Origin of the sequence: Aeromonas piscicola, from assembly GCF_000820005.1 — a bacterium.
GTDB classification, from domain to species: Bacteria; Pseudomonadota; Gammaproteobacteria; order Enterobacterales; family Aeromonadaceae; genus Aeromonas; species Aeromonas piscicola.
On record NZ_CDBL01000057.1, the window covers coordinates 19,981 to 37,939 of the forward strand.

Below are 17,959 nucleotides of genomic sequence, written 5' to 3' on the forward strand. Positions count from 1 at the left end.
CTTAGGCTTCACTTCAACGTCAACCGGAAACAGACATCCGCCTGTTCATCTTCAACCAATACCAACTCGCCGCCCAGGCTCATCGCCGACTCGCGAGCGATGGAGAGCCCCATGCCGGAGCCCTTCAACAAACCTTGCCGCACTATGCTGCCCTGCTCGAACGGCTCGAAGATCCGTTCCCGCTCGGCAACCGGAATGGAGGGCCCCTCGTTGGCTACCTCCAACCAGCCACCATCGGCATCCTGCCCGGCGCGGATCCAGATCTGGCCGCCCCTGGCGCCATAACTGACGGCGTTGGAAAACAGATTATCGAGGATCAGCCGCAAGCGATACGGCTCGGCCTGCAGCATGATCGGATCGGTCGGCAAGTGTACACTGATTTGTTTGGATTCCAGCGCCAGCCGGTATTCGGCAGACAATTCTGACAACAGGGGCGCCAGCGCCACCGGGGTCAAGCTGAACACCTCCTGCTGGCTGAGGCGGTTGAAATCGAGCAGGCGTTCGATCAGGGTCTGCAACCTGCGGCTGTTCTCCTCCAGCATCTGGCAGATCTCCTGCTGATCCGGGGTCAAGGGCCCTACAAGCTGCTCTGAGAGCAGATCTGCCCCCTCCCGCAGCACCGCCAGCGGGGTCTTCAACTCGTGGGAAACGTGGCGCAGAAACTGGTATTTCTGCTGCTCCAGCTCCTTCAATTTGTCGTGCAACCAGCCGATCCGCTCCCCCAGCAACACCAGCTCGGCCGGCCCGTCCACCGGGCGCTTGTCCGGTTCCACACCAGCACCCAGGCTCAAGATCCGCGACTCAATCTGACGTACCGGGTGGATGATCAGATAGGTAAACAGCAATACCAGCAGCAGGCTGAGCACGGCCACGAAACCGCTGACCCACCAGATCTCCGTCATCAGGTCGGCGATGGTGGCCCGCACCCGGCTCACATGCTCGTCTACCTGGCTGCGGGTAATAATCTCAAGCTGCTGATTAACATGATTAAATTCATCAAACTTCGGACTGGTCGACTCGGCCTTGGCGCGGGCCAGATCCTGCAGGCTGTCGAGCCAGGTCAGTGCCTGCTCGAGGCCCGTGTAGGCCTCCGCATCCGGTATCGAACTCTGATGGACGGCGAGCAGGCCGCGATAGCTCGCCAGCTGCTGCTGATAGCTGGCCAGGATGCGATCATCCCCCAGCACGGCATAACGACGAAGAGTACGTTCAAGATCAATGGCTTGAGTGGTGAGCAGCGTCGCCCGTCGGGTATCGCGCACCGCCCGTTCCAGCTCGTCGCTGGTCAACTGGCTGAGGTGTTCGAGGGCCTGACTGTCGTGCCAGATCATGCCGCCCAACGGCATCAATACCAGGACGAAGCCCATCAATACCACTTGCAACAGGGAGCGTGGGCGTACCTTGGTCATCTTGGGCTGTCTCGATTCATCATGGGTGGGTCAGCATATCCGCACTCCCCCAAAAAGCAAAACCGGCCAGGAGGCCGGTTCATACTGCAAAATGAGGGATGGGGTTCACGCCAGACCGACGGATGCCACACAGATAATCAGGATCATCGCCAACGCGCCAGACGCGGTCAACAGTGCCCACTTCAGTTCCACACTCATGCAAACCTCCTTTCTTGCCAACATAGAGCCTGATCACAACAGACAAGTTGATGTTAATGCATAGTTAATCCGATTACCGTGAGCCGTGTATACATTTCAGATGAGCCCTACTCAAGGACCGATGAAGATGTTCTATCTGTGCAGCATTGGATCGAATCTGGATCCCCATCAGCATGTCAGCCAGGCGGTCGGCGAACTGCTCGAGCGTTTCGGTCGTCTGCAACTGAGCTCGGTGATCCAGACCAAGCCGGTGGGGATGCACTCCCGCCACGACTTCCTCAACTGCCTGTTCGTCACCGAAAGCACGCTGACACCCCAGCAGCTGAAAACCGTCTTCATCGCCATGGAGCTGGCGCACGGCCGGGATCGCAGCGATCCGAACTGCAAGGTGCTCGACCGGCCGCTGGACATCGACATTCTGGCCAGCAACCCGACCGATGACTTCGCCGCCACCCGGGTCGATGCCTACCTCAACGAACTGCTGGCCGAGCTGTATGGACAGGGGGAGGTGCACGACCGCAAGGTGACGCTGCCACTGCACACCCGGCTGATGGCAGGCAAGGTGATCGAGGAGCAACAGGTCGGCCTCACCCCCCTCGCCCTGCATCAGCCAGCAGAGGCCTCGGTCGCCAGGAGCTGAGCGCGGGTCAGGGCTCAGATGACGGCCAGGCTGCGGCCGCCATCGACCCGGATGCTGGCGCCCGTCATGTAGTCGTTCCCCATCAGCAGCTGCACCGCCTGCCAGATGGGCTCAAGCCCCCCCTCCCGCGCCAGCGGCGTTTTCGCCAGCACCTGCTGGCGCCACGCGTCGCCATGTTCGTCGAGAAACAGTATGGGGCCCGGCTCTATGGTGTTGACCCGGATGGCGGGTGCCAGTTCGCGGGCAAAGCTCATGGCAAGGGAGTGAGCCCCCGCCTTGGTGGCCACATAGCAGGCAAACTGGGGGGCCGGGGCGTGAATGTAGATATCGGTGATGTGAATGATGCTGGCGTTTGGATTGCTTGCCAGCTGGGGTGCCAGCGCCCGATTGAGCTGGAAGGGGGCCGCCATGTGCACCCGGTAGAACTGCTCGAACTGGGCCAGTTGCACCGCCGGATCCGCCGCCTGGGGCTCGAAGGCAGAGGCGTTGTGGATCACCAGCCCCAGATCCTGATGGGCGGCCAGCGCCTCGATCAGCCTGCCGACCTCCTCCTCACGAGCGAAATCCGCCTGCACCAGCTCGACCCCGAGCGCCGCCAGTCTGGCCAGCTCGGGCCGCTCGCTGCGATAACTGCCCGTCACCTGCCAGCCGGCCGCCACCAGTTGCTCGCACAGATAGAAGCCGAGCCGGCGGCCACACCCTGTCACCAATGCACGCATAACCTCTCCTTTTGTCATTGCTTGCCGGCCCGTGGCAGGGCTGTGCCTATCAATCTCCACGGCACAAGCCATTGGCCCCGTCAGCCGCCCAGCGGCCATAGTGACACTACTTTACCCCTTTTGGAGCTACCCACATGCTGCAGATCCGCGATCACATGAGCCGCCTGACCCACTCCCTCACCCCGCAACTCGGCCTGGCCGAGGCGCTGGACAAACTGCACCACTCCGGACTGAGCGGCCTGCCGGTGCTGGACGAGCAGCTGCGGTTGATCGGTTTTCTCTCCGAACAGGATTGCATACCCAGCCTGCTCACCGGCAGCTACCACTGCGACACCCGCACCCGGGTGGAAGATCTGATGAGCCACACGCCGCTCTCGGTCGGCCCGGACGACAGCATACTGGACCTGGCGCGCCAGATGAGCGAGGCCAGACCCAAGATCTATCCGGTGCTGCAAGGGGGCAAGGTGATCGGCATCATCAGCCGCCATCAGGTGATGCAGGCCCTCAACCGGCAGATGAAGGGCTGCCAGCAGACCTAGCTCTGGTAGCGCCCCTTGTCACCGATATCAAAGTGCAGGGGCATGCGCCACTTGGCCAGACTGAGCAGGCAGAGCAGCAAGCCGCACGCCAAGGCAACCAGGGCAGCGGCCCAGCCGAGCTGGGCCCACTCCAGCCCCCATAACAGCGGCAGCAACAGCGGCACCGCCTTGATGCCAGGAATGGCGAAACAGAACTGCTCCTTGAACGCCAGGCCGGAGAGCGTGGCCAGCACAGCTCCCAGCACCAGTACGTCCGGCGCCCCGCAGGCGCTCAGCATCAGGCCGCCCCAGGCCGTTGCCTGCAGGATGAAGCGAATACGCTTGTCGTAGATATGCAGACAGAGCCCGCACACCCCGCTCGCTACCGCCAGCGCAGTCAACCAGACTGAGGGCGCTAAAAAATCCTGCCCAATCAGCAGGCTGGCCCCTCGACACACAAGCAATAAAGCTGCCAGACTCAGGCCAAGGCGATAGAGGCAGACCGACAAGCTGTCGATACCGTCCAGTTCACTTTCGATTTCAGGATTTGCCATCCGGGGTCGCCTCTGTTGAATATCCGGGCCAATATACTTGAATTATGCCTGTGGGCGATTCCCTATTCAGTGCAGGAGATGTGGTTTGCGAAGGTTCATTCTGCTCTGCCTGCTGCTTCCCCTCTGGCTCCAGGCCAAAGAACTGGTCATAGGTGGTACGCTGGAGCCGCCACTGAAATTTCTGGACGACCAGGCCCGCCCCTGCGGGCTGGATGTGGACGTGGTCACCGCCATCTTCGGCAAGCTCAAGGTCCCCGTCAGGATCGAGCTGACCGACTCGGGCGCCCGCCTCACCCGCAATGCCGAAACCGGCGCGTATGACCTGGTGATGACCCACTCCTACAAGCTGGAGCGAGAGCGCTATCTGCTCTACCCGCAGCAGGCCCATCTGCGCCACAGCTGGCACTTCTTCGTGCGCAAGGCCGACATGCTGAGGATCCGCTACGACACCCTGAGCGATCTCAAACCCTGGCGCATCGGCGTCACCAAAGATTTCTCCTACACCCCTGAGCTGACGGCGGCCCTGGCCGATCCGGCCTATCACTTCCAGGAGATCCCCATCAACCAGCTGCAACTGCGCAAGCTGATCGCCGGACGCATCGATGCCGTGCCCATGCCGCTGGTCACCGCCTTCGCCCAGATCAAGGAGGAGGGGCTGGAGGGCAAGCTCGACTACCTGCCCAAACCGCTCAAGGCCAGTCCCTACTACACCGTCTGGACCAAGGCCAGGGCCGATGCCGGCACCCCGGCCCTGATGGCGGCCTACGATGCCGAGCTGTTGCACATGAAGCGCGACGGCAGGCTCAAGGCCATCTACGACAAGTACGGCATCCCCTATATCGAACCCTGATCCCGGCGATCAGGGCTTCACATCTCGCAATATCGGGTTCTGCAGCGAAATCAGGGTTTCACATGTGAAATGGATCTCGCGCTTCACTCCCCACGCAACAGGCCTCGGGGCTTCACGTCTAGCAATATCGGGTTCTGCAGCGAGATCAGGGTTTCGCATGTGAAATGGATCTCGCGCTTCACTCCAAGCTCAACAGGCCTCAGGGCTTCACGTCTCGCAATATCGGGTTCTGCAGCGAGATCAGGGTTTCGCATGTGAAATGGATCTCGCGCTTCACTCCACGCTCAACAGGCCTCAGGGCTTCACATCTCGCAATATCGGGTTCTGCAGCGAGATCAGGGTTTCAGTGGACTGGATCTCGTCTATGGTCTGGATCTTGTGGATCAGCACAGTCTGCAGCTCGTCGATGGAGCGGGTCATCACCTTCATGAAGATGCTGTAGTGGCCCGTGGTGTAGTAGGCCTCCACCACCTCGTCCAGCGCCTGCAGCTTGGCCAGCGCCGAGGGGTAATCTTTCGCACTTTTAAGATTGATGCCGATAAAGCAGCAGACGTCATAGCCCAGCTTCTTCGCGTTCACCTGCACCCGCGTCCCCTCGATGATCCCCGCCTGCTTCATCTTCTCCACCCGCACATGGATGGTGCCCGGGCTGACCGCCAGCTGTTTGGCCAACTCGGCGTAAGGGATCCGCGCATTGTCCATCAGGGCGGTGAGGATGGCCTGATCGAGATTATCGATCCGATAATTTTCCGGCACTTTTTTGCGCTCCCGTTGACGATACCTCATTAATAATGGGTTTATTTTGAAGAAAAAAACACGATAAGCCTATTTCTATTATCGAATATTGAATTTACTTGGCAATTTGTTGAAGAATCGTCACATCCAACGGATTTGAGACAGGTATTCAGCATGAAACAGCACTACATTCGCAGCCAGCAACAGATCAGCTTCGTCAAAGAGATGTTCTCCCGCCAACTCGCCCAGCAACTGGGCCTGATGGAGGTGCAAGCCCCCATTCTGAGCCGGGTCGGTGATGGCACTCAAGACAACCTCTCTGGCCACGAGAATGCGGTGCAGGTCAAGGTGAAGACACTCCCCGAACACAGCTACGAGGTGGTGCACTCCCTGGCCAAGTGGAAGCGCCAAACCCTGGGTCGCTTCGGCTTCGGCCCGGGTGAAGGCATCTACACCCACATGAAGGCACTGCGTCCGGACGAAGACAGGCTGACCCCCATCCACTCCGTCTACGTGGATCAGTGGGACTGGGAGAAGGTGATGCCGAGCGAGCGCCGCGATCTGGCCTATCTGCAGGAGACGGTGCGCGGCATCTGGGCCGCCATCAAGGCCACCGAGCACGCCGTCTGTGCCGAACACGAGCTGACCCCCTTCCTGCCAAGCGAGATCCAGTTCCTGCACAGCGAAGCGCTGCTGACCCGTTACCCGGACCTCGATGCCAAGGGGCGCGAGCGCGCTATCGCCAAGGAGCTGGGGGCCGTGTTCCTCATCGGCATCGGCGGAGCCCTCTCCCACGGCGAGCGCCACGATGTGCGCGCCCCTGACTATGACGACTGGAGCAGCCACAGCGAGCTCGGTCTGGCGGGTCTGAACGGTGACATTCTGGTGTGGAACCCGGTGCTGGAAGACAGTTTCGAGATCTCTTCCATGGGCATCCGGGTCGATGCCGAGGCCCTGCGCCGCCAGCTCGCCATCACAGGTGATGAAGATCGCCTGCAATACGACTGGCACCAGGATCTGCTGGCCGCGCGCATGCCGCAGACCATAGGCGGCGGCATAGGCCAATCCCGTCTGGCCATGCTGTTGCTGCAAAAGGAGCATATCGGTCAGGTCCAGGTCGGCGTCTGGTCCTCCGAGATGAAGGCCGCCGTGCCGGGCATGCTGTAAGCAGGATAATTCAATGGGCCTGGCCTGCGAGCGGTGGCACGCAGGTCAGGCCTGACAGGTGTGTGGCCGCCCGGGATGAAAGAGCGCATCACGGGCATGCTGTAAGGAGAGAGTCACCTTGGCCCTCTGCGAAACCGGGGCTTGCCCCTGCGACCCGCTCAACCCACGTCAGGTCGCGTCACTACATTCCTCTCGGCAATCTTCGGATTGCCGCTTTTTTATGGCGGGAATACATATGCGAACCCCGCACCTATGTTGGTCTGCCGTGGCAGTCCCACTTTCCGCTTGCCGGTGCAATGGCAGGCAAAGAGGCTCTCCACGCCCTCCTGTTGCAGATACATGCCCAGCGCCGCCGCCCGCTGCGGGCCGGAAAACTTCAGGTGCAGACCACCGATGACGGCATGCACTCGCTCATCGCCGCACACCTCCTTGGCCCGTTGCACTATGTTCTCGACCCCGGAGTGGCCGCAGCCGATGAAGACGCTCAGACCCTGCTCGCCCTTGTAGGCCAACGCCGAATCATCGCTGATAAGATCCTTCTCAACTCGACCGCCTCGCAATATGTAGCCAAGCAGGGAAGGGGCTGCCTTGTTGCGTCGCACGATGCTGCCGAGAAACACCAGACGCTCCGAAAGCCATATCGGCTCGACGGAGCAGTGGGGAAGCAAGCCCTTGGCCAGCAACGACTCCCGCTCCAACTCCCCCGAGAGGCGATAAAGGTTACGACGCAAGAAGGGGAGTGGCAGAAAATAACCCCGTTCACAAAACACATCCGGGCAGGCGATCAGTGGGATGGGAGTTGGATAGAGAGGAAGTGAGCCGATGCCACCCACATGGTCGTAATGGCCGTGAGAGAGCACCACATGAGTGAGCGACGCGAGATCGATCCCCATCACAGCAGCATTGTGCTGCAACGCCTGACCACGGCCGCTGTCAAACAGCACCTTGAGGCCATCGCACTCCAGCACCAGCGCCAACCCCCTCTCCGGCAAACAGCCGGGTAGATGCACATCATCATCCACCAAGACGGAAAACTTCAGCATCTCAATCCCCCAGAAAACAAAACGCAGGCACAGAGCCTGCGTTTTTCATCGACAATCCCATTACTGGGTCATGGTCAGGCCGTTGCTGTCGGCCCCCAGCAGCAACTTCTTGCCGGGGACGATGCGACCGGAGAGCAGCGCCTGGGCCAGCGGGTTCTCCACCTTGTGCTGGATCGCCCGCTTGAGGGGCCGTGCGCCGTAGACGGGGTCGAACCCGGCGTGCACCAGCTTCTCGAGCAACGCCTCGCTCACCTCCACCTCGTAACCCTGAGCCTCCAGGCGGCCCATCAGGCTCTTGAGCTGGATGCGGGCGATGGACTTGATGTGAGCCTCGTCGAGGGGGTGGAACACCACTGTCTCGTCGATCCGGTTGATGAACTCGGGCCGGAAGCTGCGGGTCAGCACCTCCATCAACATGGCCTTCATCTCGTCGTAATCCTTCTCGGAGTGGTGCTCCTGGATCAGATCCGACCCCAGATTGGAGGTCATGATGACGACCGAGTTGCGGAAATCGACAGTACGACCCTGACCGTCGGTCAGGCGGCCATCGTCCAGCACCTGCAACAGGATGTTGAACACATCCGGGTGCGCCTTCTCCACTTCATCGAGCAGGATCACCGAGTAGGGGCGACGGCGTACCGCCTCGGTCAGATAACCCCCCTCCTCATAACCCACGTATCCCGGGGGTGCACCCACCAGACGGGCCACGCTGTGTTTCTCCATGAACTCGGACATATCGATCCGCACCATGGCGTCCTGGGTATCGAACAGGAACTCGGCCAGCGCCTTGCACAACTCCGTCTTACCCACCCCGGTAGGACCGAGGAACAGGAAGGAGCCGATGGGGCGATTCGGATCCGAGAGCCCGGCACGGGAGCGGCGAATGGCGTTGGAGACGGCTTCAACCGCTTCCTCCTGACCTATCACCCGGCTGTGCAACTGCTCTTCCATCCGCAGCAGCTTGTCGCGCTCCCCTTCCAGCATGCGTGCCACCGGAATGCCGGTTGCACGGGCCAGCACGTCGGCTATCTCCACGTCTGTGACCCGGTTGCGCAGCAGGCTGGTCTCCTGCATCTCGGCCTGGGTGGCGAGATCCAGCTGTTTCTCCAGCTCGGGAATGCGACCGTATTGCAGCTCTGACATGCGACCGAGATCGCCGGCGCGGCGTGCCACGTCGAGATCCTGACGGGCCTGCTCCAGTGCCGCCTTGATGTGCTGGGTACCGGCGAGGGCGGCCTTCTCGGCCTTCCACACCTCATCCAGCTCGTTGTATTCCCGATCCTTTTCGCCAATCTCCTGATTGATGAGATCCAGCCGCTTGCGGCTGGCGTCGTCATCCTCTTTCATCAGCGCCTGCTGCTCGAGTTTCAGCTGTATGATGCGCCGCTCCAGCCGGTCGAGGGACTCGGGTTTAGAGTCGATCTGCAGCCGGATGCTGGCGGCAGCCTCGTCGATCAGGTCGATGGCCTTGTCCGGCAACTGGCGATCGGCGATGTAACGGTGCGACAGCTGGGCCGCCGCCACGATCGCCGGATCCGTGATCTGCACATGGTGGTGCAGCTCGTAACGCTCCTTCAGGCCGCGCAGGATGGCGATGGTGTCTTCCACGCTCGGCTCCTCCACCAGCACCTTCTGGAAGCGGCGCTCCAGCGCGGCATCCTTCTCTATGTACTGGCGGTACTCGTCCAGGGTGGTGGCACCGACGCAGTGCAGATCGCCACGGGCCAGCGCAGGTTTCAGCATGTTGCCCGCGTCCATGGCCCCTTCGCCCTTGCCGGCGCCGACCATGGTGTGCAGTTCGTCGATGAAGAGGATGACGTTGCCCTCCTCCTTGGCGAGATCGCTCAGCACGGCTTTCAGCCGCTCTTCAAACTCGCCGCGGTACTTGGCACCGGCCACCAGGGCGCCCATGTCCAGGGAGAGCACCCGCTTGTTCTTGAGCCCCTCCGGCACTTCGCCGTTGATGATGCGCTGGGCCAGCCCTTCGACGATGGCGGTCTTGCCGACGCCGGGGGCACCGATCAGCACAGGGTTGTTCTTGGTACGGCGTTGCAGCACCTGGATGGTACGGCGGATCTCTTCATCGCGACCTATCACGGGATCCAGCTTGCCGATCTCGGCCCGCTCGGTGAGGTCTATGGTGTACTTCTCCAGCGCCTGGCGATTCTCCTCGGCGTTGGCATCTTCGATCTTTCTGCCACCGCGCACCTTGTCGATGGCGGCTTCGAGTTTCTCCTTGCTCAAGCCCTGGGCACGCAGCAGCTCGCCCAGGTTGCCCTTCTCGTCGAGAGCGGCCAGCACGAACAGCTCGGACGAGATGAACTGATCCTTGCGCTGCTGAGCCAGCTTGTCGCAGACGTTGAGCAGGCGACCCAGGCCATTGGAGAGCTGCACATCGCCCTCCACGCCGCTCACCTTGGGCAGGCGATCAAGCTCCTCGCCGAGACGGGAGCGCAGGGCATTGATGTCCATCCCGGTCAGAGTAAGCAGTGGACGAATGGAGCCGCCGTCCTGATTGACCAGGGCGGTCATCAGATGGACGGGTTCGATAAATTGGTGGTCACGACCCAGTGCCAAAGACTGGGCATCGGAAATAGCGATTTGGAATTTGCTGGTCAGGCGATCGAGGCGCATTGCACTCCCCCTTTCAAGACGGACGCCGCTTGCGCGGCAAACAACATAACTTTCTGAGATGAAAGATGAGGCCCGTACGGGCTATTTCAAGGGCTGGGTCTGGTTATTTTTTCTGCAAAGCGGGGCGAAGGCAGGATACCCGCTCCTCTCACGCTGATTTGATAGTGAGAGGAGCGAGGTTATTGCGTACCGGGGGCTTAACCGGCGCTTAGCGGGCCAACCAGATGAGGGAGGCCATCCGGCCGGTCTGGCCGTCACGGCGATAAGAGTAGAACCGCTCGCTATCGCCGAAGGTGCAGAACTCGCCACTATAAATGGCGCTCACACCGGCCCGGCCCAGCCGCAGCCTGGCCAGCAAGTAGATATCCGCCAGCCATTTCCCCTCGTTGGATGAAGGTACGAATGCAGCTTCTGCTTCGGCCTGCTGCGCCATAAAGGCGTCGCGCACCTCGCCCCCCACTTCGAACGCCGTGGGGCCTATGGCCGGGCCAAGCCAGGCCAGGATCTCGCCCGGTTCGCAGCCCATGGCCGCGATGCTGGCTTCCAATACACCTCCTTGCAGCCCGCGCCAACCGGCATGGGCGGCAGCCACCACAGTACCTGCCCGATCGCAAAACAGCACGGGCAGGCAGTCGGCGGTCATCACTATGCAGGTCTGCCCCGTCTCATGGGCGCAAGCCGCATCGGCATCCGGCACAACATCATACTGGTTGCTGACCGGATACACTGCGGTGCCATGCACCTGATTGAGCCAGTTGAGTGGGCCGGGAATATCCGCAACCTGCTGCAGGCGGGTACGATTGGCCTCGACCCGTGCCGGTACGTCCCCCACATGGGCGCCCAGATTGAGACCGGCGAAGACCCCTTCACTCTCGCCGCCATCCCGGGTGGTCGACAGGGCTCTGACACGAGCCGGTGCCGGCCAGTCGGGTTCGATCCATTTCATCTGTGGCTCCTTTCATTTATTCATATAAAAACGGGGCTCCTTCGCTGTTGCCAGTCAAGGAGCCCCGTTTCAGGCCTGTTTCAAGGGCAGGGCTACGGCAGGATCCGTCGCAGTCCCACCTTGCACATCAGTTCCAGACCCGCTCGTCCAGATTGACGAGGGTGATCTTGGTGTGCAGCACTTCCATCAGCTCATCAATTCCAGACTAAATCGTCCGGATTGGCCAGGGTATCGGCGCGCAGCACTTCCATCAGATCCACCATGTCCTGCGGCGTCTCTGAGTGCCACTGCATCACTTCACCCGTGATAGGGTGCGCCAGTTGCAGCATGGTCGCATGCAGTGCCTGACGATTGAAGCTGCGCAGCATCTGGGTCAGCTCAGGGGTCGCATTGCGCAGCAGGCGCAGACGGCCACCGTAGGCGGGATCCCCCACCAGCGGATGCTTGATGTGTGCCATGTGCACACGGATCTGGTGGGTACGACCGGTTTCCAGACGCAGACGCAGACGGGTGTGGCCACGGAATTTCTCGTGTACCCGGTAGTGGGTCACGGAAGGACGGCCATTGGGCACCACAGCCATGTGGGTACGCTGGGTCGGGTGACGGCCGATTGGAGCATCCACAGTGCCGCCTGCGGTCATGTGACCGATGGCGATGGCTTCGTACTCACGGGTGATCTGGCGCGCCTGCAACGCTTCCACCAGATGGGTCTGGGCGGGCACGGTTTTGGCAACCACCATCAGGCCTGTGGTGTCTTTATCGAGACGGTGCACGATACCGGCGCGGGGCACCTCGGCGATGCCCGGATAGCGGTGCAGCAGGGCATTGAGTATGGTGCCATCCGGCGTACCTGCACCCGGGTGAACCACCAGACCGGCCGGTTTGTCGATCACCAGAATGTGTTCATCTTCGTAGACGATGTTGAGTGCTATGTCCTGAGCATCCCAGCGGGTGTCATCTTCCAGCTCGACATCTACATGTACCTGTTGCCCGGCCATTACCTTCTCGCGCGGGGTGTTCGCAACCTGACCATCCAGGGTCACTCTGTCCTGTAAAATCCACTCCTTGATGCGTGTTCGGGAGTAGTCTGGAAACAATTCGGCCAGGGCCTGGTCGAGTCGCTGCCCGAATTGGTGATCCTGAAATTCGCCTGTCAGTTCAATATGCTGGCTCATGTATGGTCTCTTGAGCGGGGGGTATCAATTCGAAATAATCCGGGTATTCTAGCTTTTCTTTTAGCCAAGCATAACGGATACTTTGCCAATTTCGTGGAAATGGACCGGATGTTGTTGATGGGAAAGAAGTCTCACCTGCTGATGTCGCTCGCCTTGGTTGCTACCTTGATCACGGGCTGTTCCAGCACCAAACCCAAGGTCCCCGACGAACCGCCGGAGACCCTGTACCAGAAAGCACGCCTCAAGCTTGATGCCGGTAACTACCTGAATGCTATCGAATTATTGGAAGCATTGGACTCGCGCTATCCTTTCGGCGCCTACTCCAACCAGGTTCAGCTTGATCTCATTTACGCCTACTACAAACAGGACGATACCGCCCAGGCGATCGCCAATATCGACCGTTTTATCCGCCTCAATCCGGCGCATAAAAATATCGATTATGTGTTCTACATGCGCGGCCTGACCAACATGGCCGGCGATTACAACTTCTTCCAGGACTTCCTGGGCATCAATCGGGACGATAAAGACCCCTCTTATGCCCGTCAGGCCTTCCAGGACTTCAAGACCCTGTTGCAGAACTATCCCAACAGCGTCTATGCCGCCGATGCCCGTGCTCGCATGATCGGCCTGAAGAACCGTCTTGCCCGCTACGACCTGAGCGTGGCCGAGTACTACGTGAAACGCGATGCACTGATCGCCGCAGCCAACCGGGCCAAGCTGATTGTCGAGACCTATCCCGACACGGCCGAAACCGAGAAGGCGCTGGAGATCATGGTCGAGTCTTACGACACGCTGAAGATGCCGCAGTTGGCCAAGCATGCCCGCGAAGTGCTGGCCAAGAACTACCCGGACAACCGTCTCGGCCGCGGCTGAGTTCAACGGCTAAACCGGTCGCAACAAGAAACCGATGCCCAGGCATCGGTTTTTTTATGTCTGCAATTTACCTGCAGAGTGCAACTGGCATGACGGCGCCGTGTATGCGCCGCCATCTTCAGTCAGCTATTTGGCCACATTGCCCGCCACATTGAGTACATCCCAGGTGCGGGAGAAGGGAGGGGCATAGGCAAAGTCCAGCATGCCGAGCTGCTCGGTAGTCACCCCCATGGTGATGGCGACCGCCAGCGCATCTATGCGGTGGACCGCCCCCTTGCGACCCAGGATCTGGCCACCCAGCAGCCGCTTGCTGCTCGCCTCATAGACCAGCTTGACGTGGATATCGGACTGGCCTGGGCAGTAGTTGGTGTGGCACTTGTCCTTGATGACGACGGTGCGGTAATCGATGCCCAGTGCCTTGGCTTCTTGCTCAGAGAGACCGGTGCGACCCGCCTCCAGCCCCAGCACCTTGAGCGCCGCAGAGCCCAGCGTGCCGGGGAACACCTGTTCGGCTCCGGCCAGGTTTTCGCCCACCATGCGCCCCAGCTTGTTGGCTATGGTGGCGAGCGGCACATAGACCTGCTGCTGCTTGACGCTGTGCCAGACGCTGGCGCAGTCACCGGCAGACCAGACGTTGGCCAGCGAGGTGCGGCCCTGCCTGTCCACCTCGATGGCACCATTGGCCAGCAGTTTGATGCCGGTGTCGGCCAGGAACTCGGTGTTGGGCTTGACCCCGGTGCAGACCACCACGATATCGGCCTCGTACTCGCCCTGGCTGGTTCGCACGCCTGTGACCCTGCCATCCCCTAGCAAAGCCTCGACTCGCTCACCCAGATGGACACAGACCCCCTGCTCGCGCAGTTCGGTTTCTATGTGCTGGGTGATTTCGCTGTCGAAGGCATCCGGAATGACCCGATCCGCCAGCTCGATGAGCCGCACCTCTTTACCCTGATGCACCAGGGCCTCAACCACCTCCAATCCGATAAAGCCGGAGCCGATCACCAGGGCGCGGGTATTGCGCTTGTCCTGCACCGCCTCTTTCAGCGCCAGCCCGTCGGCCATGCGCCGCAGGCCGAACACCCCCTGTTGCTGCAAGCCGGGGATGGGGGGCATCACTTCACGGGCACCGGTGGCTATCATCAGCCGATCGTAGTGATCGGTGAAGGTGTCGCCCTTGTGCTCCACCTGCAGGGTCTGCGCACTCACATCCAGACTCAGCACCCGGTGGCCGGTCTTGACCTCGATCCCCTTGGCGGCGAACTGCTCGGGGGTGAACTCGGCCATGTAGCCCGGCTCCTGAAACTCGTCACCGACGAAGTAGGGCAGGCCACAGGCACCGAAGGAGATCACCTCGGAGGCCTCATACACCACGATGTCGGCATCCTTGGCCAGACGACGGGCCTTGGCCGCCGTACTCATACCGGCGGCTTCGCCACCTATGATCAGGATTCTCATACTCTCTCCTTTCAATGGCAGAGGGAGGGCATGCCCTCCCTCTGGTCTATCAATGGGCAAGGGCTGACCCCTCCCCTGGCAAGCGGGTCAGATGGTGGACTCTTCGCCGTCCAGACACACTTCGTGCTCGCTGTTGAACACCGCCATGTCGGTCTCGCCGAGCAAGCGGCTGGTAACAGTGCCGGCAGTGATGGAGCCGGAGACGTTCAGGGCGGTACGGCCCATGTCGATCAGCGGCTCGATGGAGATGAGCAGGCCCGCCAGTGCCACCGGGAAGTCCAGGGCGGAGAGCACGATCAGCGCGGCGAAGGTGGCGCCGCCACCGATCCCGGCCACCCCGAACGAGCTCACCGTTATGATGGCGATCAGCGTCATGATGAAGCCGGGATCCATGGGGTTGACCCCCACGGTCGGGGCTATCATCACCGCCAGCATGGCAGGATAGATGCCGGCGCAGCCATTCTGGCCGATGGTCGAGCCAAACGAGGCGGCGAAGTTGGCGATCCCCTCCGGGATGCCGAGCGCCTTGGTCTGGGTCTGCACGTTCATCGGAATCGAGCCCGCGCTGGTGCGGGAGGTGAAGGCAAAGGCCAGCACCGGCATGATCTTCTTCAGGTAACGGGCCGGGTTGATCCCTACCAGACTCACCAGCAGCAGATGGACCGCAAACATGATGGCAATGGCACCGTAAGAAGCCATGACGAAGCTGAGCAGGTTGAGGATGTCGGCGTAGTTGGAACCTGACACCACCTTGGTCATCAGCGCCAGCACGCCATAGGGGGTGAGACGCAGCACCAGGGTCACCATCCGCATCACTATGACGTGCGCCACCTGCATGAAGCGGCCGAAGCTTTCGAAGATCTCGGGTTTCTTGCGGGCTATGCCGGTAGCCGACAGGCCGATGAAGATGGAGAAGATCACCACGGCGATGGTGGAGGTCTTGCGCGCGCCAGTCATGTCGAGGAAGGGGTTGGCCGGGATGAACTCCAGCACCATCTTGGCAAAAGACATGCTCTCGACGCTGCCGAGGGTAGTCTGCAGCGCGGCGCCCCTGGCGGTCTCGGCGGCGCCGGCAGTGAGGCCTTCGGCGGTCAGGCCAAACAGGTTGGACATCAGGATGCCCGCCCCGGCGGCGATCATGGTGGTGAAGATCAGCACGCCTATGGTCATGGCGCTGATCTTGCCAAGGGCGGTGCCGCCGTTGAGCTTGAGGATGGCACCTATGATGGAGACCATGATGAGCGGGGTGATGATCATCTGCAGCAGCTTCACATAGCCGCTGCCGACGATATCCAGGTAGTCACCGGTCTGCACCAGCACGCTGGAGCCGGCACCATACAGCAGTTGCAAGGCGGCGCCGAACAAGATGCCCAGCCCCAGCCCCGAGAAGACCCGGCGGGTGAAGCTGACGTGGGTTTGCTGCAACCGATAGAGAAACAGCAGCAACATGACCAGGATGGCCAGATTACCTATAACGCTAAGAGTCATGACGATATTCCCCAAAATAATCGGGCCGGGCCCGAGGTATACGGACGAGTGTCCTGTATGCACACTCCTCCCTGAAACTTGCCGCATCGTGGCGACTTGCCCCCCGGTGCAACCGGGGTGACACAAAACCGGGCCACGCCTGGCTGGCGCAACCCTGACATCAACCGCATCGGACACCCCGTGGCCGAGGCGGCGTCAGCAGACAGAAAAACAGAGGGTGGCTTGCGCCACCCCTTGCATCACTGGGCCTTGCCCTGTTGCTTGGCCCGCATGATGTTGATGATCTCGATATCCGTATCCAGCATCCCCAGTTTGGAGAGGCGGCCCAGGTTGGCTATGGTCTCGTCCACGTCGTCGGAGACTATGCCTTCGCTCTGGGGCACGTGCAGATTGTTGATGGCCATCAGCGACGATTTGACCGCCGCCGAGGTGGAGGTAGAGACCTTCATGGAACAGGCACTGCCTGCGCCGTCGCAAATGATACCGGAAACGTCACCGATCATGTTGTTGATGCAGTGACTAATTTGCTCGAACTGGCCGCCCAGCAGCCAGGTAATGGCGGCTCCCGACCCCATGGCGGCGGTACTGGCGGCGCACAGAGCCGACAGCTTGTTCTGATGGGTCTTGATGTAGATGGCCACCAGATGGCTCATCACCAGCGCCCGGGTCAGCTGCTCGTCGCTCGCCTTGAGGAAGCGGGCGGCGGCGACCACCGGCATGGTGGCGGCTATGCCCTGATTGCCGGAGCCGGAGTTGGACATGGCGGGCAGCATGGCGCCGTCCATCCGTGCATCGGAGGCCGCCGAGGAGAGCCGCATGGCCAGCGTCATCAGATCGTCGGAGAGCAGCTTGCGCTCCACCTGCTCGGTCAGGATCTTGCCGATCTGCAGGCCATAGCCATGCAGCCCTTCATCCGCCAGCGCCTGGTTCATGGTGGCCGCAGCGCGAATGAAGTCGATCTCAGCCAGCGGCACCTCCAGCGCAAATGCGACTATCTCGCGCAGCGTCATGGCGGGCTTGCCGGATTTGGCGGGCTGGATCTGCACGCCGGGGGCGCTGGCCTGCTCCATCAGCACCTGACCGTCCAGCTCCATCAAGACGATGCGGGTGTGGTCGGTACAGATCACCACCCGGGCACTGTGGCCCTCTACCTCGGCCAGCACCTCGGCGTAGAGCACGTCAGGCACATCCTTCACGTCCACCTTGATGATGGGCAGCAGCGCCTTCGCGGCCTCCACCTGGGCCGGGGTCAGGGTATTGAGCACCTCCAGCCCCGCATCCGGGTTGCCCCCCGTGAAACCGACCGCCGCCGCCACCGGCAGCCCTATCATGCCGGTGCCGGGAACACCGACCCCCATGCCATTCTTGAACAGGTTGCCGCTGACCCAGACGCTGACGCGGGTCGGATCCTGCCCCAGCAGCTTGCGGCAGTTGGCCGCCGCCAGCGCCACCGACATGGGCTCGGTGCAGCCCAGGGCGGGCACCACTTCACGCTTGAGCAGGGTAATAAAGTCGGTCCATTGTGCTTTCATTGCGATGTTTCTCATGTTCATGT

Annotated in this window: 17 protein-coding genes; 5 read left to right on the forward strand and 12 right to left on the reverse strand. The window is 61.2% G+C overall.

What is annotated here, in order from left to right:
- Positions 1-8 precede the first annotated feature (8 nt).
- Both BN1128_RS15040 and cydH read right to left on the reverse strand, forming a co-directional pair.
- Positions 9-1,409, reverse strand: coding sequence for a sensor histidine kinase (locus BN1128_RS15040; RefSeq protein ID WP_042870183.1), 1,401 nt, complete (start codon positions 1,407-1,409; stop codon positions 9-11).
- Between the two features lie 105 nt (positions 1,410-1,514).
- Positions 1,515-1,607 (reverse strand): cytochrome bd-I oxidase subunit CydH, encoded by a 93-nt coding sequence (gene cydH / locus BN1128_RS25460; protein WP_017409791.1) that lies wholly within the window; start codon positions 1,605-1,607, stop codon positions 1,515-1,517.
- A gap of 127 nt (positions 1,608-1,734) precedes the next feature.
- Here cydH and BN1128_RS15045 point away from each other — a divergent pair, with 127 nt between their 5' ends.
- Complete coding sequence (locus tag BN1128_RS15045) at positions 1,735-2,247, forward strand: 2-amino-4-hydroxy-6-hydroxymethyldihydropteridine diphosphokinase (protein WP_042870443.1); 513 nt, start codon at positions 1,735-1,737, stop codon at positions 2,245-2,247.
- Positions 2,248-2,261: 14 nt separating this feature from the next.
- On the opposite strand, the gene BN1128_RS15050 is transcribed toward BN1128_RS15045, so the two are convergent.
- Positions 2,262-2,966 (reverse strand): SDR family oxidoreductase, encoded by a 705-nt coding sequence (locus BN1128_RS15050; RefSeq protein ID WP_042870185.1) that lies wholly within the window; start codon positions 2,964-2,966, stop codon positions 2,262-2,264.
- Positions 2,967-3,100: 134 nt separating this feature from the next.
- Here BN1128_RS15050 and BN1128_RS15055 point away from each other — a divergent pair, with 134 nt between their 5' ends.
- Positions 3,101-3,505 carry a CBS domain-containing protein gene (locus tag BN1128_RS15055; RefSeq protein WP_042870187.1) on the forward strand — a complete coding sequence of 135 codons (405 nt, stop codon included), beginning with the start codon at positions 3,101-3,103 and terminating at the stop codon, positions 3,503-3,505.
- On the opposite strand, the gene BN1128_RS15060 is transcribed toward BN1128_RS15055, so the two are convergent.
- The gene (locus BN1128_RS15060) at positions 3,502-4,038 is read right to left on the reverse strand and encodes a DUF2301 domain-containing membrane protein (RefSeq protein WP_042870189.1); all 537 of its coding nucleotides are present in this window, start codon (positions 4,036-4,038) and stop codon (positions 3,502-3,504) included. The two genes, BN1128_RS15055 and BN1128_RS15060, sit on opposite strands and share 4 nt — an antisense overlap.
- An 85-nt stretch (positions 4,039-4,123) precedes the next feature.
- On the opposite strand from BN1128_RS15060, the gene BN1128_RS15065 reads away from it, so the two are divergent.
- The gene (locus tag BN1128_RS15065; protein WP_042870192.1) at positions 4,124-4,888 is read left to right on the forward strand and encodes a substrate-binding periplasmic protein; all 765 of its coding nucleotides are present in this window, start codon (positions 4,124-4,126) and stop codon (positions 4,886-4,888) included.
- 294 nt (positions 4,889-5,182) lie between these two features.
- Here BN1128_RS15065 and asnC read toward each other — a convergent pair whose 3' ends face one another.
- Positions 5,183-5,644 (reverse strand): transcriptional regulator AsnC, encoded by a 462-nt coding sequence (gene asnC, locus BN1128_RS15070; RefSeq protein ID WP_042870194.1) that lies wholly within the window; start codon positions 5,642-5,644, stop codon positions 5,183-5,185.
- Between the two features lie 153 nt (positions 5,645-5,797).
- Here asnC and asnA point away from each other — a divergent pair, with 153 nt between their 5' ends.
- Complete coding sequence (gene asnA / locus BN1128_RS15075) at positions 5,798-6,790, forward strand: aspartate--ammonia ligase (RefSeq protein ID WP_042870196.1); 993 nt, start codon at positions 5,798-5,800, stop codon at positions 6,788-6,790.
- 218 nt (positions 6,791-7,008) lie between these two features.
- On the opposite strand, the gene BN1128_RS15080 is transcribed toward asnA, so the two are convergent.
- From BN1128_RS15080 to rluD, 4 genes are all read right to left on the reverse strand, one after another.
- Positions 7,009-7,833 (reverse strand): MBL fold metallo-hydrolase, encoded by an 825-nt coding sequence (locus BN1128_RS15080; RefSeq protein ID WP_042870197.1) that lies wholly within the window; start codon positions 7,831-7,833, stop codon positions 7,009-7,011.
- Positions 7,834-7,893: 60 nt separating this feature from the next.
- Entirely contained in the window at positions 7,894-10,467 is a 2,574-nt protein-coding gene (gene clpB / locus BN1128_RS15085) for an ATP-dependent chaperone ClpB (RefSeq protein ID WP_042870199.1), read from the reverse strand.
- Between the two features lie 208 nt (positions 10,468-10,675).
- Positions 10,676-11,413, reverse strand: a complete 738-nt coding sequence (gene pgeF, locus BN1128_RS15090) for a peptidoglycan editing factor PgeF (RefSeq protein ID WP_042870201.1) — start codon at positions 11,411-11,413, stop codon at positions 10,676-10,678.
- Between the two features lie 194 nt (positions 11,414-11,607).
- Entirely contained in the window at positions 11,608-12,588 is a 981-nt protein-coding gene (gene rluD, locus BN1128_RS15095) for a 23S rRNA pseudouridine(1911/1915/1917) synthase RluD (protein ID WP_042870204.1), read from the reverse strand.
- A 117-nt stretch (positions 12,589-12,705) separates the two neighbouring features.
- On the opposite strand from rluD, the gene BN1128_RS15100 reads away from it, so the two are divergent.
- Positions 12,706-13,461 (forward strand): outer membrane protein assembly factor BamD, encoded by a 756-nt coding sequence (locus BN1128_RS15100; RefSeq protein WP_042870444.1) that lies wholly within the window; start codon positions 12,706-12,708, stop codon positions 13,459-13,461.
- A gap of 126 nt (positions 13,462-13,587) precedes the next feature.
- Here BN1128_RS15100 and BN1128_RS15105 read toward each other — a convergent pair whose 3' ends face one another.
- The 3 genes from BN1128_RS15105 to BN1128_RS15115 all read right to left on the reverse strand — a co-directional run bounded on the left by BN1128_RS15105 (position 13,588) and on the right by BN1128_RS15115 (position 17,951).
- On the reverse strand, positions 13,588-14,916 hold the full coding sequence (locus tag BN1128_RS15105; protein WP_042870205.1) for a CoA-disulfide reductase: 1,329 nt from the start codon (positions 14,914-14,916) through the stop codon (positions 13,588-13,590).
- Positions 14,917-15,003: 87 nt separating this feature from the next.
- A complete protein-coding gene (locus BN1128_RS15110) occupies positions 15,004-16,404 on the reverse strand; it encodes an L-cystine transporter (protein ID WP_042870207.1) in 1,401 nt (466 codons plus the stop codon).
- Positions 16,405-16,643: 239 nt separating this feature from the next.
- Entirely contained in the window at positions 16,644-17,951 is a 1,308-nt protein-coding gene (locus BN1128_RS15115) for an L-cysteine desulfidase family protein (RefSeq protein ID WP_042870446.1), read from the reverse strand.
- Between the last annotated feature and the right edge of the window lie 8 nt (positions 17,952-17,959).